This window comes from Streptomyces sp. NPDC050703 (assembly GCF_040654435.1).
In the GTDB taxonomy this organism is placed as follows: domain Bacteria; phylum Actinomycetota; class Actinomycetes; order Streptomycetales; family Streptomycetaceae; genus Streptomyces.
Genome location: NZ_JBFAHX010000020.1, coordinates 26,254 through 49,391, shown reverse-complemented (window position 1 = coordinate 49,391; position 23,138 = coordinate 26,254). Strand labels below are relative to the sequence as shown.

Genomic DNA, 23,138 nt, shown 5'->3' with positions numbered 1-23,138 from the left:
GGCCCTGAGCGGCGGTCGGCTCAATCATCACCCCAGATCGTGGGGGGAATCGGGCGATCCGCGGAGGGTGGCACCGAACATTCTTCCGGCTGGCACGGGCGGCTCTCGGTGGGGCCGCCGCGCCGCTGGCCGCGTTCTTTTGCGCACAGTCCGGTTTGCAGACGCGCCCCCGGGGCACACGCGGCGGTGCGACGTTCGACGGTCGGCCTCGATGGGCGGCCGTACGGGCGAAGCGACCGAGACGTGACGGAAAAGCACCGATCCGACACTCTCCGTTCAAGCTTGGGGGATTGCTTGGACGTGACCCGCCGTGAAGACTGTGGCCGAGTTCCATCGAAACGAAGGTGTTTTGGGGGCGCAAGATGTCATTCGTGGCACGACACGCGCTGCGGCTGCGTACTCTCAAACCCGTTTCGAACGGCCGGGCAGGGGAGCCGCAGGCCGTCCAGGAGCCGGGAGGGTTCCGCGCATCCGGTGCGCGGGAGGTATCGCCGAGGGGGATGGGTTATGTCGGATTGGCGCGCCGCACGACATGGTCGGCTGCGGGGGGTGGTCGGCCAGGTGGCCGCCACGACGTCCCGCACCGCGTGTGCTGAGGGCCGGGAGCCCGTCCAGGTGTCCCACTGACACCGATTGACCGCCCCGCCGCACGCGGGGCCCCCCGGGGGCCCGCGCGGCTCTCGTCCGATTCCAGACGTCAGTGACACCGCCGTGCCCGAGGCCGTCCCGCCCCGGCCGGCCCGCTCCACCGCACCCCTGTGGGCGTGACTCCAACGTGCCCGCACGCGCCAGCCGCTAGCAAGGGAGACAAGGTGACAAGCAAGCAACCGACGGGCGAGCGACCCCTCCTGGAGGAGTTACCCGGCCGCTGGCGGCACTTACGCGAGGCCGGCCCCGTGCGGTACGACGAGACCCAGCGCGTCTGGCAGGTCCTCGACCACGAGAGCGTCTCCGCCGTGCTCGCCGACCCCGCGACGTACTCCTCGGATCTCTCCGGTCTGGCGCCCACCCAGTCCGACTTCGAGACCTTCACCCAGGGCAACTTCGTCGGCATGGACCCGCCGGAACACCGCAAGCTGCGCACGCTGGTGAGCCAGGCGTTCACCCCGCGCGTCGTACAAGGACTCGAACCCCGCATCGAGGCCATCTGCGCCCGGCTCCTCGACGCCGTGTCCGACCGCGACCGCTTCGACCTGGTCGACGCGCTGGCCTATCCGCTGCCGATCATCGTCATCGCCGAACTCCTCGGCATCCCCGCCGACGAGCACCGGCTCTTCCAGGAATGGGCGAGCGTGCTGTTCGGCGGTGACCAGCTCGGCGAGGCCCCCGACATGGCCGACCTGGAGCGGGCGCTGGAAGCCATCGCGCCCACCGTGCGCGAGATGAACAGCTACATGCTGGAGCACATCCGCGCCCGCCGTGCCCACCCCGGCGACGACCTCACCAGCAGGCTCATCGCCGCCGATGTGGACGGCGTCCGCCTCAGTGACCAGGAGATGGTCGGGTTCGTGGCCCTGCTGCTCGTGGCCGGGCACATCACCACGACCGCGCTCCTGGGCAACGCGATTGTCACCTTCGACGGACACCCCGAGGTGGACGCGGCGCTGCGCACCGACCCCGCGCGCGTCCCGGCCGCCGTCGAAGAGGTGCTGCGCTGGCTGCCGCCCTTCCCCGAACTGGGCCGCAGGGTCACCCGCCCCGTAGTCCTCGGCGGCCACGAGATCCCCGCGGACACGATGCTGATGGCCCACCTCGGCACCGCCAACCGCGACCCCGCCCGCTTCACCGCCCCCGACGTCCTCGACGTGACCCGGAGTCCCAATCCCCACTTGACCTTCGGGCACGGCATCCACTTCTGTTTCGGCGCACCGCTGGCCCGGCTGGAAGCGCGGATCGCTCTTCACATGTTGCACGAACGATTCCGCAAAATGGTGATCCCCTCCTACGAGGACATCGTCTACCAGAACCCGGCCGTCATCATCGGCGTACGGCATCTGCCCGTAGAGGTCGGCAGACCGTAGCCGGGGCGCGCACAGCGCCCACCGGCCGGCCCGCACCCGCACCGCTCGTATCCGGGCCGGATCGGCACAACCGCACATGAGACCCACCCAACGGGAGTCCCCTTCTCATGCCGTACACCATGCCCGCCGCTCCGGTCGCCTTACGGGCACCGTCCCTGCCCCACCGTGAGCTGCAAGACCGTCTCGACGAACTGGCCCGGACCCACCGGGTGCCCGGCGCCCAACTGGCCCTGGACACCGGCACCGACGTCCTCGCCGTGCACACCGGCACCAGCGATGTCACCACCGGCAGACTCTTCACCGCGGACACCGCGGTCCCCCTGGGATCGCTGACCAAGCCGTTCACCGCCGCGCTCGTCATGCTCCTCGCCGACGACGGCGACCTCGACCTGGACGAACCGGCCGCCGGGCACCTGGCCGAACTGGCCGGAACCCCCGAAGTGACGGTACGCCAACTCCTCTCCCATACCGGCGGTCTGCCCACGGGGCCCGACTCCGACACCGCCGCCGCGACCACCGCCGCGCGCTACCTCGCGGCCGTCTGCACCGCCCGCGACCTGCTGTTCCCGCCGGGGACCGACTTCTCCTACTCCAACGCCGGATACGTCGCCGCCGGCCGGCTGGTGGAGACGGTCACCGGCATGACGTGGCCCGAGGCCGTGCGGACGCTGCTCCTCGAACCCCTCGGCGCGCGGCCCGCGTTCCTCGCGGACACCGCGCCCGGGCGCCCGGTGGCCGTGGGGCACGCCGTCAACACCGCCACGGGGCAGCCCGTCGCCACCCGGCAGAACCTGGCACCGCTGGAGGCACCGGCCGGCGCGCTGCTCGCCGGCGCCCTGGACCTGGTCGCGTTCGGCAACGCGCTCACCGGCCGCTCGGACCTGCTGCCGCCCGCCGTCGCCAAGGAGATGCGCCGGGCCGAGACCGCCGCCGACCCCGGCACTCTCGCCGACGGCTGGGGCGCCGGACTCGCCCTCTACCAGCGTGACGGCCGGGTCTGGTGCGGCCATGACGGCAACGCCCAGGGCACCTCCTGCCACCTGCGGGCCGACCCGGAGAGCGGGGTCGTGGTCGCCTTCACGGGCAACGCCGGGGGCGCCACCGCTCTCTGGCGCGACCTCGCCGAGGAGCTGGCCCGGCTCACCGGCATACGGGTGCCCGCCGAGACGCCCATCGCCGACCGGGGCGGCCCCGTCGACCTGCCCGGCTGCGCGGGCACCTACCGCAACGGGAGCACGGTCTACCGCGTCGCGCCCGGGCCGGACGGCACGCCGGCCCTCTCCGTCGACGGAGATCTGGCCCTTCCCCTGGTCTGCTACGCCGACTTGTCCTGTGATCTGCGCGATCCGGCCACCGGGCGCCTCGAACCCGGTGGCCGGTTCCACCGCGACCCGGCCACGGGCGTGATCGACCGGGTCCAGATATCCGGGCGCACCGCGCGCCGCACCGACGACGGCTGAGCCGGGGCCACCCCCGGTCCGGCCTGTGCCGACACCGGTCGCGGGCCCAGCCCTGGGGCCCCGGGAGCCGGTGCGCCTGGCCGCCCTGCCGTGTGGCACCGGTCCCGTGGCGGTCCGACGCGGCCGGTACGGATCGGCCGAGCACCGTTGCCGGACCACTGTCGCCTCGGCCCGGCGGAGGTCCGCGGCTTCCCGTGGTGACGGTCGCTGGGCGGCCGGGTCCACAGGTGGGGTCCGGAGCGGGCCGGGGTCCGGTCGACGGGAGCCGGCGGTGGCCCGCCGCCGGGCCGGTGCGCCGGTCCGCGGTGACCGGGCCGTGGACCCGCCGACCGTCCACGGGCACCGGCCACCGCACCACCCGGCCGCACCCGTCCGCTCCCCACAGCGGTCACAAGGCCCACAGGGATCACAAGGTCCACAACGTCCACAGGACTGACAAGACTCGCAAGGCTCGAAAGGCCCGCAACGCCCACAACGCCCACACCAAGGTCACCGACCCGCACCGCCGCGCACGTCCGGTGTGTCACGTCCGGTCCAGCGCACCGCCCACGGGGCGGGGTCGGGATCGTCCGCGTGGCCCGCGCCGCATCGCCCCGCTCTCCAGAAGGACTTCACCCATGACGGACCTGCACGACAAGCCCGCACCGGCGTCCTCCCTGCCGCAGGGCGGCCCCGCCGCCGACGCGCAGGAGAGCGCGGTGGCTCCGGCGTATCCGACGCTCGGTGAGCTGTTCACCGCCTGGGTGACCCGGACCCCGGACGCACCGGCCCTCACCGACGGCCGACGGAGCTGGACCTACCGTCAACTGGCCGCCCGCGTCGACCGGTTGGCCGCGCACCTGATAGCCGGGGGAGCGGGGCCGGACCGGGTGGTGGCCCTGGTCCTGCCGCGCTCCATGGAGCTGATCGCGGCGGAGCTGGCCGTCGCCCGGGCGGGTGCCGCGTTCCTGCCGGTGGACCCCGCCTACCCCGCCGAGCGCCGTGCGCTGATGCTCGCCGACGCCGCGCCCGCGCTCACCCTGGACGATCCGCGCCGGGTGGGGGAACTCCTGGACACCGCTGCCGCCGACACGGCCGCCGATGCCACCGGAGGCGCCGGTGGCCGGCCGGTCGGCACCAGCGTCGACCCCGACCACGCGGCCTACGTCATCTACACCTCCGGTTCCACCGGGCGCCCCAAGGGCGTGACGGTGACCCACCGCGGCATCGGCGGCTTCACCGAGGCCGCCGCGGAGCGGTACGCGGTGGGGCCGGGCGACCGGGTGCTCCAGTTCTCCTCGCCGAGCTTCGACGCCTCCGTCCTGGAGCTGTTCATCTCCGTCCTGTCCGGTGCCACGCTGGTCGTGCCGCCGCACGGGCCGTGGCTGGGAGACGAACTCGCCGCGGTCCTGGACGAGCACCGCATCACCCACACCCTCATCCCGCCCGCCGCGCTGGCCTCCCTGCCCGACCCCGAGCGGGGCACCGCACGCCACCTGCGCACACTGATCGTGGGCGCCGAGGCGTGCCCGGCCGGGCTCGTGGACCGCTGGGCCCCCGGCCGCCGGATGATCAACTCCTATGGGCCGACCGAGACCACCATCGTCGCCACCTGGACGGGGCCGCTCAGCGCGGGCAGTGGTACGCCGACGATCGGTGGCGCCCTGCCGCACACCCGGGTGCACGTCCTGGACGCCGAGATGCGGCCCGTGCCGCCCGGCGCGGACGGTGAGCTGTTCGTGGGCGGTGTCGCGGTGGCCCGCGGCTACCTGGGCCGGCCCGGCCTCACGGCCGCGCGTTTCGTCGCCGACCCCTTCGGCGCGCCCGGAGCGCGTCTGTACCGCACGGGTGACCGTGTGCGGTGGACGGCCGGGGGAGAGCTGGAGTTCCTCGGCCGGCTCGACCGGCAGGTGAAGATCCGCGGCTTCCGGATCGAGCCGGGGGAGATCGAGGCGGCGCTGCGCCGGGCCTGCGGCGGTGCCGTCGGCGAGGCCGTGGCCGTCGTACGCGAGGACGTGCCGGGCCACCAGCGCCTCGTCGCCTACGTCACCGCAGCCACCCCTCCGCCCACCGTCTCCGCCGACCCCGCCGGCCCCTCCGGCTCGGCCGACCCCGCTGCTCCCTCCGGCTCGGCCGACCCCGCCGACCCCGCCGACCCCGCCAGCTCGGCCGACCCCGCTGGCCCCATTGGCTCCGCCGACTTCGCGCATCCCACCGGCTCCGCCCATCCCGCCGGTCCCGCTGACTCTGCCGGCTCTGCTGGTCCCACCGGCTCTGCTGGTCCCACCGGCTCTGCCGGTCCCACCCACTCCGCCGACTCTGCCGGCCCCACCGACTCCGCTGACCCCACTGGTCCCTCCGGCTCTGCCGGTCCCACCGGCTCGGCCGTTCCCATCGCCCCCGCCAACTCCGCCCACCCCACCCCTGAGCCCACCCCCAAGCCCCTCGACCCGGCCGCCCTGCGTGCCGCCGTCGCGGCCGTGTTGCCCGGGCACATGGTGCCGTCCGCCGTCGTGGTGCTCGACCGGATGCCGCTCACCCCGCAGCACAAGATCGACCGGCGGGCCCTGCCCGCGCCGGAGCGGTCGGCCGTGGCCGGGTACGTGCCGCCGCGCTCGGCCGAGGAGCGGGTGCTCGCCGGGATCTGGGCGGACGTCCTGGGCGTGGACGCGGTCGGGGTCACCGACGACTTCTTCGACCTGGGCGGCGAGTCCATCCTCGCCGCACGTGTGCTGGCCCGCGTCCGGGACGACGTGGGCGTCCGGCTGACCGTGCGGGACGTGTTCACCGCGCGGACGATCGCCGCGCTCGCGCCCCTGCTCGCCGACCCGTCGGCCGCCGCGCCGCCGGAGCCGATCCCGCCGGCCCCCCGCGAGGGACGGCTGCCGCTGTCCAGCGCTCAGCGGCGGCTGTGGTACCTGGACGACCTGACCGAGGGCGGCACCGAGTACAACACCGGTGTCCCGCTCCGCCTGCGGGGCGCCCTGGACACCGACGCGCTGCGCCGCTCCCTGCTCCGGCTCGCGGCCCGGCACGACTCCCTGCGCACCACGTTCCCCACGGTCGACGGCCAGGGCGTCCAGCGTGTCGCACCGGACCCCGACGTACCCCTGCGGACCGCCGATCTCACCGGCGTACCCGACGCACGCCGCGCCGAGGCTGCCGAGGAACTGCTCACCCAGGAACTGGGCCGCCCGTTCGACCTCGCCACCGGATCGCTCACCCGGGCGCTGCTCGTCCGGCTCGCCGCCGATGACCACCTGCTGCTCCTGGCCCAGCACCACATCGTCACCGACGGCTGGTCGGTCGGCATCCTGACCCGGGAACTCGCCGCCCTGTACCACGCGGAGACCACCGGTGAACCGGACGGGCTGACGCCACCCGCCGTGCAGTACCCGGACTTCGCGGTCTGGGAGCGAGGGCAAAGGACCGGTGCCGCGGACACCGCCGATCTGGCCTACTGGAAGCGGCACCTGGCGGACCTCCCGCACCTGGAGCTGCCCACGGACCGGCCGCGTCCCGCCGTGCGCACCACCGCCGGAGCGGCCCACCGGCACGTGCTGCCCGCGGAGCTGACGTCCCGGCTGCGGCAACTGGCGGCGGGGCGCGGCACCACCCTGTTCACCCTGTTCGCCGGCGCCTCCGCGCTGCTGTTCTCCCGCTACTCGGGCCAGCGGGACGTCGCGTTCGGCACCGTCACCAACGGGCGGGGCCGCCGGGACCTGGAGGACGTGCCGGGGTTCTTCGCCAACACGGTGGTGCTCCGCGAGGAGGTGGACGAACGGGCCACCGTGGACCGGTTCGTGGAGACGATGCGGACCACGCTGCTCGACGCCTTCGCCCACGACGGCGCGCCGTTCGACCGGGTGGTCGAGGAACTGGCCCCGCCACGCGACCCGAGCCGCACCCCGCTCGTGCAGGTGCTCGTCGTACAGCAGAGCGCGCCTCCCGCGCCACCGCTCGCCGGCGGCCTGCGCGTCACCGGGCACCCGCTGCCCCGCCCCGCGGCCCGCTTCGACCTCGTCCTGGAGTTCACACCGGACGCGGACGGCGGCTGCGTGCTGACCGCGGAGTTCAACACGGACCTGTTCGACGCGGCGACCGTGGCCCGGATGACCGCCCACCTGCACCGGCTCCTCGACGGCATGGCGGAAGGACCGGGCCGCACGCTCGCCGAACTGCCCATGCTCGCGGCCGGGGAGCAGCGCACGCTGGTGGAGTCCTGGAATCCGCCCGCCCGCGCGGTGCGCGAGAACGAGTACGGCACCCTGCCCGCGCTGCTGCACGCCCAGGCGGCCCGCGTCCCGGACCGGACGGCCGTCGTCTGCGGCCAGGTCCGGCTCGACTACGCCGAGGTCGCCCGGCGCGCGTCCCGGCTGGCCCGGCTGCTCGTCGCGCGCGGCGCGGGACCCGAGACCCTGGTCGCGCTCTGCCTGCCGCGCTCCGCCGACCTGGTGCCCGTGCTGTGGGCGGTGCTCGCCTCCGGCGCAGGCTACCTCCCGCTCGACCCGGCCTATCCCGCCGAGCGGGTCCGCCTCATCCTCGACGACGCCCGGCCCGCCCTCGTCCTCGCCACCCGGGAGACCGCCGCCGCGCTGCCCGCGGAGTGCGAACCGCTGCTCCTGGAGGACTGCGCAGCCCCGGACGTGTCCGACGCAGCGCTGACCGACGCCGACCGGCTCCGGCCGCTGCTGCCCGACCATCCCGCGTACGTCATCTACACCTCGGGCTCCACGGGCCGCCCCAAGGGCGTGATCGTCACCCACCGCAGTGCCGCGGCGCTCGCCGAGTGGGCGGGGGAGAGGTTCGGTCCCGAGGGCCTGGCCCATGTGATCGCCTCCACCTCCCTCAACTTCGACGTCTCGGTGTTCGAACTGCTCTGCCCCCTGGCGGCCGGTGGCACCGTCGAGGTGGTCGCCGACCTGCCGGCCCTCGCCGACGGCGCCGGGCCCCGGCGCGCCACCCTGCTCAGCGGCGTGCCGTCCGTCGTCTCCCGGCTCGTCGCGGGCGGCACGGCGCCCCTGAGCGCCGACACCGTCGTCCTCGCGGGCGAGGCCCTGCCCGCGCAGACCATGCAGGACCTGCGGGCCGCCATGCCCGACTGCCGGGTCGCCAACGTCTACGGCCCCACCGAGGCCACCGTGTACGCCACCGCCTGGTTCGCCGGTGAGGAACTCCCGGAGCAGGCCCCGCCGATCGGCGACCCGGTGGCGCTCACCCGTGCCTACGTCCTCGACACCTCCCTGCGGCCGCAGCCCGTCGGCGTCCCCGGCGAGCTGTACCTCGGGGGCGGCAGCCTGGCCCGCGGCTACCTGAAGCGGCCCGGACTGACCGCCGCCCGGTTCGTCGCCGATCCGTTCGGCGTACCGGGGGAGCGGATGTACCGCACCGGTGACCTGGTGCGCCGGCGCCCCGACGGCGGCCTCGACTACCTGGGCCGCACCGACCAGCAGGTCAAGGTGCGCGGCTTCCGCATCGAACTGGGCGAGGTGGAGGAGGCGCTGCGCGGTTGCGCGGACGTGGCCGAGGCGGCGGCCGTCGCCGCCACCGACGCCGACGGCAACCGGCGCCTGGTCGGCTACGTCGTCCCGGCCGCCGGGCGGTCCACCGACCCGGAGGCGGTGCGCCGCGACCTCGGCCGCACGCTGCCCGACTACATGGTCCCCGCGACCGTCGTCGTCCTCGACGCCCTGCCGCTCAACCCCAACGGCAAGCTCGACCGGGGCCGGCTCCCCAGCCCGGGACCCGCCGTGCGCGCGGTGCGCCACGTCGCGCCCCGCACGCCCACCGAAGGCGCTCTCGCCGCGATCTGGGCCGAGGTGCTGCGCGAGGAACGCGTCGGCGTCGACGACAACTTCTTCGAGCTCGGCGGCGACTCGATCCTCAGCATCCAGGTTGTGGCCCGCGCCCGGCAGGAGGGCCTGCCGATCACCTCCCGCGCCCTCTACCGCCACCAGACCGTGGCCGCGCTCGCGCACTGCGCGGACGCGGCGGCCGGCCCGCGCGAGGCCCCGCCCGCGCCCGAGGAGCCCGCAGGCCCGGCCCCCCTGACCCCCATCCAGCACTGGCTGTTCGAAGCCGCGGGCGAACGCGCGGGCCACTTCTCCCAGGCGCTGTCCCTGCGGATGCCCGCCGACCTGGACCCGGCGGCGCTTGAGGACGCGCTGAACGACCTGGTGGCCCACCACGACGCCTTGCGCTCCCGCTTCACCGCCGGCGCTCCCGCGGGCTGGCACATCGACGAACGGGCACCCCGCATCCTCCTGGCCCGCCACACCGGTCCGGCGACGGACACCCCGCACTTCGGCCCGTTCGACCTCGCCGCGGGGCCGCTGCTGCGGGCCGTGCTGCACGACACCGGGACCGACGAGCCTCCCGTACTGCACCTCGCGGTGCACCACCTGGTGGTCGACGGGGTCTCCTGGCGGCTGCTGCTCGAAGACCTGGACCGCGCCTACCGGGCCCGCCGCGCGGGCGAGGACGGCACCGCGGCACTTCCCGCGAAGTCCTCGCCGCTGCGGCAGTGGGCCCGCAGGCTGCGCACCCACGCGGAGGGCGGCGGCTTCGACGACGAGCGCGCGTACTGGACCGGGGCGCTCCCCGCCGCCGAGGACGCCCTGCCCGCCGAGCCGACGGGCAGCCCCGGCACCTACGCCGCGCAGAGGGCGCTCACCGTGCGCCTCGGCGCCGAGGCCACATCGGCCCTGCTGCGCACCCTGCCCGACACCTACCGCACCCAGGCCAACGACGTCCTGCTCGGCGCGCTCGGCCGCGCCCTGTGCGGCTGGAGCGGCCGGGAGCGGGTGGTGGTCGACGTCGAGGGGCACGGCCGCGAGGAGCTCTTCGGCGAGCTGGACATCAGCCGCACGGTCGGCTGGTTCACCACCCGGTACCCCGTCGCGCTCGCCGTTCCCCCGGACGCCGGCTGGGACACCGTACTGAAGCAGGTCAAGGAGCAGTTGCGCGCCGTGCCCCGCAACGGCATCGGCCACGACGCGCTGCTGCGCCTCACCGGTGACGGGACGCCACCGCGCACCGCGGGCGCGCGGATCAGCTTCAACTACCTGGGCCGCATGGACACGCCGGAGGACTCCGGCGGTCTCTACCGGGGCACCGTGCGCCCGCTGGAACTGGACGCCGACCCGGCGACGGAGCGCCCCCACGCCCTTGAGGTCGTGGGCCGACTCGTCGGCGACGAGCTGGAGTTCACCTGGTTCCACGCGGATCTGCCGGGCCACGAGGACACCGTCGCGGACCTCGCGGAACGCTTCACCGACGCACTCACCGACCTGGCCCGGCACGCGGCCCGGCCGGGCACCGCGGGGCGCACCCCGTCCGACTTCCCGCTGGCCCGGCTCGACCAGGCCGCCGTGGACCGGATCACCGGCGCCGACCCGGCAGCCGTGGCCGACGTCCTGCCGCTCACGCCCACCCAGGCGGGCATGCTCTTCCACGGTCTGTCGCAGGACGACCGCGGCGTCTACGTCCAGCAACTGACGTTCGTCCTGGACGGCGTGCCCGACCCGGCGGCACTCGCCGCTGCCTGGCAGCACGTCACCGACCGCACCGAGGTGCTGCGCGGCCGGGTGGTCTGGCAGGACGTACCCGAACCGCTGCTGGTGGTCGAGCGCCACGCGGCCGTACCCGTCACCCACCTGGACTGGTGCGAGCTGACGGAGGACGAGCGCCGCGCCCGCCTCGACGACCTGCTGGTCCGGGACCGCGCGGCGGGCATCGACCTCGGACGGGCCCCGCTCCAGCGACTCCTGCTCGCCCGCGTCTCCGCCACCGCCGTACGCGTGGTGTGGTCCTTCCACCACCTGCTGCTCGACGGCTGGAGCATGTTCCAGGTGCTCTCGGACGTCTTCGCCCACCACGCGGGCCCCGACGCCGCACTCCCGCACCGCCCGTCCTACCGCGAGTACGTGTCCTGGCTGCGGCGGCGCGAACGGGAAGCGGCGGAACAGCACTGGCGGCGCCGCCTCTCCGGCCTGGCCGAGGCCACGCCGCTGCCCTACGACCGCGAGCCGCGCGAGGCGCACCGCGCCGAGTCCACGCACGCGGTCCACGGCACGCTGCCCGCGGCCGGCACGCGGAAGCTGGAGGAGCTGGCCCGCACCTCGGGCCTCACCCTGAACACCCTGGTCCAGGGCGCCTGGGCGCTGCTGCTCGCCCGGCAGGCGGGCCGCGACGAGGTGGTGTTCGGCACCACCGTCTCCGGCCGCCCCGCCGAGCTGCCCGGCGCCGAGGCCATGACCGGCCTGTTCATCACCACCCTGCCCACCCGGGCCACGGTCCCCGGCCACGGCGGCCTCCTCGACTGGCTGCGCGCGCTCCAGCACGACCAGAGCGAGGACCGGCGCTTCGACCACCTGCCGCTCACCCGGATGAAGACGTTCACCGAACTCCCCGAGCGCGTCGGGCTCTTCGACAGCATCGTCGTCTTCGAGAACTATCCGGTCGACGACGACCTCGCCGCCTCCCACGGCCTCCGCCTGAGCGGCCTCGAAGGCGTCGAGACCACCAACTACCCGCTGAGCCTGACCGCCTACCCGGGCACCGAACTGGCCCTCCGCCTCGGCTACGACCCCGAGCTGTTCGACGCCGGCACGGCCGGGCGCATGGCCGAGTACCTCGTCGTCCTCCTCACCGCCATGGCCGCCGACCCGGCAAGCCCGCCCGCCCGGCTGCCGCTGCTCGGCCAGGAACGGCGCGAACAGGTCCTGCACGCCTGGAACGACACCGCCACCGACCTGCCCGAAACCACCGTCGCCGACCTCTTCGCCGCCCAGGTGCGCCGCACGCCCGACGCCGTGGCCCTCGAAGCGGGCGACGACCACCTCACCTACCGTGAACTGGACGCCCGCGCCGCCGCGCTGGCGGCACGCCTGGCCGGGGCGGGCGTACGCCCGGAACACCCGGTCGGCGTCCTCATGGACCGCTCCGTCGGCTTGGTCGTCACCCAGCTCGCGCTGGTGCGCACCGGCGGCGTGTACGTGCCGCTGGACGGCAGGGCGCCGGCCGAGCGGCTGCGCCGGACCCTCACCGAGGCCGGGGCACGCCTGCTGCTCACCGACGCCGCCCGGGAGACGACGGCCCGCGAAGTGCTGCCCGACGGCCGCGTCCTGCGCGCCGACGCCGCCTTCGAACCGGCCGGTCCCACGCCCGTCCGTGCCCCGCACCCCGACAACGTCCAGTACCTGATGTTCACCTCGGGCTCCACCGGCACGCCCAAGGGGGTCGCCGTACGCCAGCGGGACGTCGCCGCGCTCGCCCTCGACCGTGCCTTCACCGGGCACGACCGGGTCCTCGTGCACTCGCCGCACGCCTTCGACGCCGCCACCTACGAGGTCTGGGTGCCGCTGCTGCGCGGCGGCACGGCCGTCCTCGCCCCGCCCGCCGACCTGGACGCCGCCCAGGTCCGGCACCTCGTCACGGAGCGGCGGGTGAGCTGCTTGTGGCTGACCGCGGGCCTGTTCCGCCTGCTCGCCCAGGAGGACCCCGGCTGCCTGCGCGGTGCCCGCGAGGTGTGGACGGGCGGCGAGGCCGTGCCCGGCGCCGTGGTGCGCCGGGTCCTCGACGCCTGCCCCGGCCTGACCGTCGTCGACGGCTACGGCCCCACCGAGACCACCACCTTCGCCACCCGCCGCGTCTTCCGCTCCGGCGACCCGCTGCCCGCGGTGCTGCCCATCGGACGACCCCTCGACAACACCCGCGTGTACGTCCTGGACAGCGCACTCCAGCCGCAGCCCCCCGGCATCCCCGGCGAGCTGTACGTCGCGGGCGCCGGCCTGGCCAGGGGCTACGTGGGACGGCCCGGTGCGACCGCCGCCCGCTACCTCGCCGACCCCTACGGCCCGCCCGGCACCCGCATGTACCGCACCGGCGACGTCGTGCGCTGGAGCGCCGACGGCGAACTGCACTTCGTCGGCCGCGCGGACGACCAGATCAAGATCCGCGGCTTCCGCGTCGAACCCGCCGAGATCGAGGCCCGCCTCACCGCCCACCCCGCCGTCGCCGAGGCCGTCGTCTCCCTGTACGAGGACGGCGGACGCAAGCGGCTCGCCGCCCACCTCGTGCCGGCCGGCGGGGCCGAACCGCCCTCCGCCGCGGGGCTGCGCACCCACCTGGCGGCCGACCTGCCCGACTACATGCTGCCCGCCGCGTTCGTCACCGTGCCCGAACTGCCCCTGACGGCCAACGGCAAGGTCGACCGGCGGCGGCTGCCCGCACCCGACTGGGCGGCGGGCGGCGAACGGGCCCACCGTGCCCCGCGCACCGAGGCCGAACGCGTCCTCACCGGGATCTGGGCCGAACTGCTCGGTGTGGCACGGGTCGGTGTGGACGACAACTTCTTCATGCTGGGCGGCGACTCCATCCTCAGCATCCAGGTGGTCTCCAGGGCCCGCGCCGCGGGACTCGCGATCAGCCCCCGCGACCTGTTCCGCCACCCCACCGTGGGCGAACTGGCCGCCGCCACCGACGGCGCCGCGCCCGCCGTCGCCGGCACCGGACCCGTCAGCGGAGCGGCGGACCTCCTGCCGATCCAGCACTGGTTCCTCGACCCGCGCCCCGCGCACCCCGCCTTCTTCAACCAGTCCGTCGTCATCGAGACGCCCGGAGCCGTCGACCAGGACGCCCTGCGCACCGCCCTCACCGCCCTGTGGACGCACCACGACGCCCTGCGCGCCCGGTTCCACCTCGACGACGAAGGCGCCTGGCGGCAGGACATCGCCGCCGACGGACCGGTGCCCGAGCTGCTCCGGGTGCACGAGCAGGCCGACCCGGCCGACGAGGAACGCGCCACCGCCGCGGCGCACGCCGGACTGTGCCTGGAGACGGGCCCGCTGTTCACCGCCCGGCTGTTCACCGCCGACGGCGCCCGGCCCGCCCGGCTCCTGCTCGTCGCCCACCACCTGGTGGTCGACGGTGTCTCCTGGCGCATACTCACCGAGGACCTGGAGACCGCCTACCGGCAGGCCCTCTCCGGCGAACCGGTACGGCTGCCCGCCCGCACCACCTCCGTACGGGAGTGGGCCGGCCGGCTGCGCAGGGGCGACCGCTTCGCCGCGCAGCTCGGCCACTGGCGGCACACGGCCCTGGCCTGCGCCGAGCCGCTGCCCACGGACCTCGCAGGCGGCAACACCACGGCCGACGTCCGCGAGGTCACCGTCCGCCTCGACCGCGAACGCACCGACGGCCTGCTGCGCCACGTCCCCGGCGTCTACCGCACCCGTGTCGACGACGTGCTGCTCACCGCGCTGGGCCGGGTGCTCGGCGAGTGGACCGGACGCGACACCGTCGCCGTCGGCCTTGAGGGGCACGGCCGCGAGGACCAGCTGTTCGATGACGTGGACCTGTCCCGCACGGTCGGCTGGTTCACCTCGCTCTTCCCCCTCGCGCTCGCCGTGCCCGCCGGCTCCTGGGGCACCGCGCTGAAAGCGGTCAAGGAGCAGCTGCGGGCCGTACCCGACCGCGGCATCGGCTACGGCGTGCTGCGCCACCTCGTACGCGACGACGGGCTCACCGGCGCCCCCGAGCCCGGCGTCAGCTTCAACTACCTGGGCCGCTTCGACTGGTCCGCCGGCACCGGGGCCCTGGTCGCCGGGGTCCCCGACGGTCTGGGCGGCGCCGAGGCGCCGGGCACCGGACGGCCGCACCTCCTCGACGTCGTGGCCCGGGTCGAGGACGACCAGCTGGAGATCACCTGGTACTACAGCGCCGGACGGCACCGCGAGGAGACCGTCACCGCGCTGGCCGACGCCATGCTGCGGGCGCTCCGCGACATCGTCGCGCACTGCGCCCTGCCGGACGCGGGCGGACGTACCCCGTCGGACTTCCCGCTGGCCCGTCTCGACCAGGCCGCCGTGGACCGCATCGTCGGGGACGGCCGGGACGTCGCGGACATCTACCCGCTGACGCCGATGCAGGCGGGCATGCTCTTCCACAGCCTGCTCGACGCCGACAGCGGCACGTACGTCAACCAGGTGCAGTTCGTGCTCTCCGGGGTCACCGACCCGCACGCGCTCGCCGAGGCGTGGCAGTACACCGCCGACGCCAACCCCGTCCTCCGTACCCACCTGGTGTGGCAGGAGACCGCGGAACCCCTCCAGGTCGTCCGGAACCGGGCCACCGTGCCCGTCGCCCACCACGACTGGACCGGATGGCCCGCCGAGCGCGGCGCGCGCGAGCTGGACCGCCTGCTCGCCGAGGACCGGGAGGCCGGGGTCGACGTCGGCACCGCGCCCCTGATGCGGCTGACGCTGATCCGGCTGACGGCTGACCGGGTCCGGGTGGTGTGGACCTTCCACCACGTCCTGCTCGACGGCTGGAGCGCCGCCCAGGTCTTCGAAGAGGTGTGTGAGCGGTACGCCGCCCTGACGGCGGGGCACCAGCCGCGGCTGCCCGAGCGGCGGCCCTTCGCCGACTACCTGCGCCGGCTGTCCGAGCAGGACACCGAGGGCGCCGAGCGGTACTGGCGCGCCACCCTCGCGGGCTTCCAGGCGCCCACCGAGCTGCCCCGCGACCGGCGGCCCGCCGAGGCCCACCGGGCCTCGTCCTCCGGGTCCGTGCGGATGGCGCTCGGCGCGGACGTCTCGGCACGGCTGCGGGAGATGGCCCAACGGGCCGGGCTGACCCTCAACACGGTCGTCCAGGGCGCCTGGGCCCTGCTGCTCTCCCGCTACGGCGGCAGCGGTGACGTGGTGTTCGGCACGACCGTCTCCGGACGGCCCGCCGACATGCCCGGCGTCACCTCGATGGTCGGCCTGTTCATCAACACCCTGCCCACCCGGGTCCGCGTCGACGGGCGGCGCGCGCTCGCGGACTGGCTGCGCGAGCTCCAGGACGCCCAGGTGGAGGCCAGGCGTCACGACTTCGTCTCGCTGGCACAGGTGCAGTCGTGGAGCGACGTGCCCGGCGGCACCGTCCTGTTCGACTCCATCGTGGTCTTCGAGAACTACCCCTTCGACGAAGGGACCATGGCCCGGCACGGCCTCGCCATGGAGCAGGAGCGGGACCTGGAACCGACGAACTACCCGCTCAGCGTGGTCGTCGCACCCGACGAGGCCCTGGCCGTCAACCTCGACTACGACCCGGCCGCCTTCGACGCCGCCACGGTGGAGGGGCTCGGCGCGAGCCTGCGCACCCTCCTGACCGGCATGGCCCGAACACCGGAGTGCCGCCTCGCCGACCTGCCCCTCCTCGCCCCGGCCGAGGGACGCGACCTGGTGACCCGGTTCGGCGGACAGGTCGCCGAGGCACCGCACGACACCCTGCCCGCGGCGTTCCTGCGCCAGGCCGGGCGCACCCCCGACGCCCCCGCAGTCCGCCACGCCGGCACCTGCCTCAGCTACCGCGAACTCGACGCCCGCTCCAGCGAACTGGCCCGGCTGCTCATCGCCGCGGGCGCGGGACCCGAGCGCTTCGTCGCCCTGTGCCTGCCCCGCACCGCCGACCTGGTCGTCGCGCTCCTCGCGGTGCTGAAGAGCGGCGCGGCCTACCTGCCGGTCGACCCGCAGTACCCCGCCGAGCGCGTCGCGTTCCTCTTCGAGGACGTACGACCGGACGCCGTGATCACGGCCGCCGAGACCGCGGGCCGCCTGCCCGAAGGGCCATGGGCCCGCATCCTGCTCGACGAGGAGCCCGCCGCCGGCCTGCCGGACACCCCCGTCGGCGACGCCGAGCGCCGCACCACTCTGCTGCCCGCGCACCCGGCCTACGTCATCCACACCTCCGGCTCGACCGGCCGCCCCAAGGGAGTGGTCGTCAGCCACGCGTCCGTACGAGCCCTGACCGACTGGGCGGAGGCCGAGTTCACCGGGCGCGGCCTCGCACACGTGGTGGCGTCCACCTCGCTCAACTTCGACGTGTCGGTGTTCGAGATCTTCTCGCCGCTCCTGGCCGGCGGCTGCGTGGAGATCGTCCGCGACCTGCTGGCCCTCGCCGAACGCCCCGGGCCCTGGCGGGCCGGACTGCTCTCCGCGGTGCCCTCGGCCCTCGACCGGCTGCTCGCCGAGGACGCCGTCCACGTCACCGCGGACACTGTCGTCCTCGCGGGGGAGGGGCTGCCCGCCCGCACCGTCGGCCGGGTCCGCGCGGCCGTGGCCGGCGGTGAGGTGCGCAACATCTACGGCCCCACCGAGGCCACCGTCTACGCCACCGCCTTCACCTGCGACCCCGCCGACCCCGACCGCGACCCGCCGATCGGCCGGCCGCTCGGCGGCGCCCGCGCCTACGTCCTGGACGAGCGCATGCGCCCGGTGCCCGCGGGCGCCCCCGGCGAGCTGTTCCTCGCGGGGACCGGTGTCGCCCGCGGCTATCTGCGCCGCCCGGGCCTGACCGCCGCCCGCTTCCTGCCCGACCCGTTCGGCCCGCCGGGCAGCCGGATGTACCGCACCGGCGACCTGGTCCGCTGGACGGCCGACGGCGACCTCGTCTACCTCGGACGCGGCGACGACCAGGTCAAGGTACGGGGCTTCCGCATCGAACTCGGCGAGGTGGAAGCGGCCCTGGCCCGCCACCCCGCCGTGGCCGAGGCGGCGGCCCGCGTCGTCGAACACGAGGGGCACCGCCGCCTGATCGGGTACGTGGTGCCCCGTACCAGGGCCCTGCCGGACGCCGACGGCGCGCCCACCGATGCCTCGCGGACCCACCCGAAGCCCGCCACCGCCACGGACCCGGCCACCCCGCCCGACACCGGTGAACTCCGTGCCTTCCTCGCCCGGAGCCTCCCGGACCACCTCCTGCCGGCCCTCGTCGTCCCGCTGGAGCGACTGCCGCTCGGGGCCACCGGCAAGCTCGACCGCCGGGCGCTGCCCATGCCCGAGTGGGCGCCGGCCGCAGGCGCGGGAGGCCGGCCGCCGCGCACCGAGGCCGAGCAGACCCTCGCCGCCATCTGGTGCGACGTGCTCGGCATTCCCGAGGTCGGCGCGGACGACAACTACTTCACGGTCGGCGGCGACTCCGTGCTCGGCATCCAGATCGTCTCCGCCGCCCGCCGGGCCGGACTCGCCCTGACGCCCCGGCACCTGTTCACCCACCAGACGCTCGCCGAACTCGCCGCCGTGGCCGAGCCGGTGCCCGACACCGCCACGGCCGCCGCCGAGCAGGGCCCGGTGACCGGTGACGCCCCGCTCACCCCCGTACAGCACTGGCTCCTCGACACCCTCACGGGCGACCCCGCCCACTTCAGCCAGACGGTCGCCCACGAACTGTCCGCCGACCCCGACGAAGCCCTGCTGCGCGCCGCCCTCTCCGCCGTACTGGAGCACCACGACGCGCTGCGGATGCGCTTCGAGCCGCTCGACGGCGGACGGTGGCGGCAGTACGGGACCCCGCCCGGCGGCCAGGACGTCCACCTGGAGGTGCACGACCGGACGGCCCCGGAGGAGGTGGCCACCGCCCTGGGCGCCGGCTTCGACCTGGCCGGTGGACCGCTGCTGCGGGCCGCGCTGTGCAGGCCGGGCGGGGGCGGGCGGCCGGTACTGCTGCTCGCCGCCCACCACCTGGTCGTGGACGCGGTGTCGTGGCGTCTGGTCCTGGAGGACCTGGACGCCGCCTACACCGCGCTGCGGGAGGGCGGACGGCCCGCTCTCGCCCCGAAGAGCACGTCGTTCCGTACGTGGGCCCGACGCCTCGCCGAGCACACCGAAGCGGGCGGCTTCGACGGCGAACTCGCCCACTGGCGCGGCATCGAAGGCACCGCCGCGCTGCCCACCGACCATCCCGACGGCGCGAACGGCGTCGCCGACGAGGAGAGCCTGACGGCGGGACTCGACGCCGAGGAGACCCGCAGGCTGCTCCAGGACGTGCCGGACGTGTACCGCACCCGCGTCAACGACGTCCTGCTGTGCGCCCTCGGCCGGGTCCTGGCCCGCTGGACCGGACAGGACCGGGTGGCGGTGACCCTGGAGGGCCACGGCCGCGAGGAACTGTTCGAGGACACCGACCTCGCCCGCACCGCGGGCTGGTTCACCGCCATGTACCCCGTCGCCCTGGACGTGCCCCGGGACGCGGACACCGGCACCGTCCTGAAGGCCGTCAAGGAGAACCTCCGGGCCGTGCCGCGGGGCGGGCTCGGCTACGGCGCGCTGCGCTTCCTGCACCCCGGCGCGGGCCGCGAGCTGCCCGCCCTGCCGCCGGTCTGCTTCAACTACCTGGGCCGACAGGACCGCACCGGCACACGGGGCGGCCTGCTGCGCACGCCCTACGGCGGCCTGACCGGCGGCATGGACCGCTCGGCGCGACGACCCCACCTCCTCGATGTCCTCGGGCAAGTGAGCGACGAACGCCTGGAGTTCACCTGGTCCTACTCCCGCGAGGTGCACCACAGGGAGACCGTGGCCCGGCTCGCGGACGAGCTGACCGACGAACTGCGCGCCGTCCTCAAGCACTGCGCCGAACCCGGCGCGGGCGGGCGCACCCCCGCCGACTTCCCGCTCGCCCCGCTGGACCAGGCGGGCGTCGACCGGCTCGTCGGCGACGGAAGGGACGTCACGGACGTCTACCCCCTCACGCCCACCCAGACCGGTATGGTGATGCACGGTCTCGACGAGGCGGAACACGGCCTGTACGTCGAGCAGATCACCTTCGTGGCGGACGGCGCCCCCGACCCGCGGACGCTGGCCGCCGCCTGGCAGCACGTCGTCGACCGCACCCCCGTACTGCGCACCTCCATCGCGCTGAGCGGCGTACCCGTACCGCTCCAAGTGGTCCACAGGAACGTGACGCTGCCGGTCACCGAACGCGACTGGAGCACGCTCCCCGCCGACCGGCACGGTGCGGAGCTGGAGCGGCTGCTCGCCGACGAGCGGGCCCGGGGCATCGCCCTGGACAGCGCGCCGCTGATGCGGCTCGCCCTGGTCAGGCTCGGCCCCGACGCGGTCCGTGTGGTGTGGACCTTCCACCACGTCCTGCTGGACGGCTGGAGCGTCTTCCACGTCCTGTCCGACGTCACGGCCGCGCACGCCGCCCTCACCCGCGGCGACCGGCCCCACCTGCCCGAACGCAGGCCGTTCGCCGACTACGCCGGCTGGCTCGCCGCCCACGACACCCACCAGGCGGAAGAGCACTGGCGCACCGCCCTGGCGGGCCTGCGCGGCCCGACCCCGCTGCCGTACGACCGGCGGCCCGCCCCGGACGCCACGGCCCGCTCCGGCACCTGGCTGTCCCAGCGGCTCGACGCCCGGCGGACCGGCAGGCTCCAGGAGTTCGCCCGCCGGCACCGCCTCACCCTCAACACCCTGGTGCAGGGCGCCTGGGCGCTGCTGCTCGCGCGGTGGAGCGGGGAGCAGGACGTCTGCTTCGGCACCACCGTCTCCGGCCGCCCCGCCGACCTGCCCGGCGCCGACACCATCACCGGCCTGTTCATCACCACCCTGCCCGCCCGCGCCGAGGTCGACGGCGGTGCCGGCTGCGGCGCCTGGCTGCGCGCCTTCCAGGAGGCCCGCGCCGAGGACCGCCGCCACGACCACCTGCCCCTGACCACCCTGCAGGCCCTCGGCGACCTGCCCTCGGGCACCGCCCTCTTCGACAGCCTGGTGGTCTTCGAGAACTACCCCGTCGGCGACGCGACCGCGGGGGCCCAAGGACTCGCCCTGCGGGACCTCGACGCCCGCGAGGCCACCAACTACCCGCTCACCGTGGTCGTCTCGCCCGGCGAGCAGCTGACCGTCGAACTCGGCCACGACCCGCGCTACTTCGACGAGGCCAGCGCGCGGTCACTGGCCGGTCAGCTGCTGCACACCCTGGACGCCCTGGCCGCCTCGGACGGCACCACCCGCCTCGACGACATCGACGTCCTGCCGCCGGCGCAGCGCGAGAAGCTGCTGCGCGGCCCGGCCCGCCCCGCGACCGGGCCGGTGCCCGCCGCCACCCTGCCCGCCCTCGTCGGGACCGCCGCCGACCGATGGCCCGACGCACCCGCGCTCGAAGCCCTCGGCGCGGGCGGGGCGCCGATGAGCTTCGCGGAGGCGGAGGAGCGGGCCAACCGGCTGGCGCACCGGCTCATCGCCCGCGGCACCGGACCCGGTGACCTCGTCGCGCTGCTCCTTCCCCGCTCGACGGACATGGTGCTCGCCCAACTGGCGGTGACGAAGGCCGGTGCCGCCTTCCTGCCCGTCGACCCGGCCTACCCGAAGGAGCGGATCGCGCTGATGCTGGGCGACGCCGCCCCCGCCCTCACCCTCGACGCCCAGGAGGTCGCCGACCTGCTCGCCGCGCGGGACGGCGCCCCCGCGCACCGGCCCACCGACGCCGACCTCACCCGCCCGTTGGACCTGGACGACCCGGCCTACGTCATCTACACCTCCGGCTCCACCGGCACGCCCAAGGGCGTCGTCGTCACCCACCGCGGGCTCGCCGCGTTCGGCGCCGCAGAGGCGGCCCACTACGACATCGCCCCGGGGGACCGGGTCCTCGCCTTCGCCACGCCCAGCTTCGACGCCAGCGTCCTGGAGCTGTGCGCGTCCCTGCCGCACGGCGCCCGGCTCGTCGTACCGCCGCCGGGACCGCTGCTCGGCGCCGGACTCGCCGACGTCCTGCGGGCCGGGCGCATCACCCACACCCTGCTCCCGCCCGCCGCGCTCGCCACGCTGCCGCCCGACACCCCCGGCACGCTGCCGGACCTGAAGACGCTGATCGTCGGGGCCGACGCGTGCGGGCCCGAACTCGTCGCCCGCTGGGCGCCCCATCACCGTATGGTCAACTCCTACGGCCCCACCGAGGCCACCGTCGTCGCCACCTGGTCCGCGCCGCTCACGGCGGACGGCGGCGCACCGCCCATCGGCCGTCCCCTGCCCGCCACCGGCGCCTACGTCCTCGACGCCCGGCTGCGGCCGGTCTCCGACGGCGTCACCGGCGAACTGTGGCTCAGCGGACCGGCACTGGCGCGCGGCTACCTCGGCAGGCCCGGCCTGACCGCGTCCCGCTTCACCGCCGACCCGTTCGGGCCGCCCGGCACCCGCATGTACCGCACGGGCGACCTGGTGCGCCGCGACAGCGCCGGCGAACTGCACTACCTGGGCCGTACGGACCACCAGCTCAAGCTGCGCGGCCACCGCATCGAGGCGGGCGAGGTCGAGGCGACCCTGGTCCGCCACCCGGGCGTACTGGACGCCGTGGTGACCGTACGCGAGGACGAACCGGGCCTGCCGCGCCTGGTCGCCCACCTGCTCACGGCCCCCGGCGCGCAGCCGCCCGCCCCGGCGGAACTGCGGGACCTGGCCGCCCGCTCGCTGCCGGGGTACATGGTGCCGTCCGCGTTCGTGGTCCTCGACCGCTTCCCGCTCACCGAGAACGGCAAGACCGACCGGGCCGCCCTGCCCGCCCCGGCACCGGCCGATGAGCGGGAGGGGGAGCGGGCCGCGTACGTGGCGCCGCGCACCCCCACCGAGGAGGCGGTGGCGGCCATCTGGGAGGAGACCCTCCAGACGCCCGTGGGCGCCGAGGACGACTACTTCCTGCTCGGCGGCGACTCACTGCGCGCCCTGCTCATCGCCTCCCGCGCCAACGACGCGTTCGCCGTCACGCTCACCCCCCGCGACGTGCTGGTCTCCCGCACCGTCGCCGCCCTTGCGGAGCTGGTGGAGGAGCAGATCCTGAGCGAACTCGAACAGACCGCGTACACCGAAGACGCCGCGTCCGGCGGCCCCGACCACGACAACGAACGGTGAGGAAC

At 75.2% G+C, this 23,138-nt stretch carries 3 protein-coding genes; all 3 read left to right on the top strand.

The annotated features are described in order from the left end of the window. The first annotated feature begins 812 nt into the window (after window positions 1–812). Window positions 813–2,021 (top strand): cytochrome P450, encoded by a 1,209-nt coding sequence (locus AB0I16_RS19635; RefSeq protein ID WP_363250695.1) that lies wholly within the window; start codon window positions 813–815, stop codon window positions 2,019–2,021. A 107-nt stretch (window positions 2,022–2,128) separates the two neighbouring features. Further along, window positions 2,129–3,481: a serine hydrolase domain-containing protein gene (locus AB0I16_RS19630; protein ID WP_363250694.1), complete on the top strand. Its 1,353-nt coding sequence runs from the start codon at window positions 2,129–2,131 to the stop codon at window positions 3,479–3,481. Between the two features lie 617 nt (window positions 3,482–4,098). Next, on the top strand, window positions 4,099–23,133 hold the full coding sequence (locus AB0I16_RS19625; protein ID WP_363250693.1) for a non-ribosomal peptide synthase/polyketide synthase: 19,035 nt from the start codon (window positions 4,099–4,101) through the stop codon (window positions 23,131–23,133). Window positions 23,134–23,138 lie beyond the last annotated feature (5 nt).

What these genes read in the sequence shown, in the direction of transcription:
- AB0I16_RS19630 (WP_363250694.1), top strand. Translation starts at nt 2,129, where the DNA reads ATGCCGTACACCATGCCCGCCGCTCCGGTCGCCTTACGGGCACCGTCC.
- AB0I16_RS19625 (WP_363250693.1), top strand. Translation starts at nt 4,099, where the DNA reads ATGACGGACCTGCACGACAAGCCCGCACCGGCGTCCTCCCTGCCGCAG.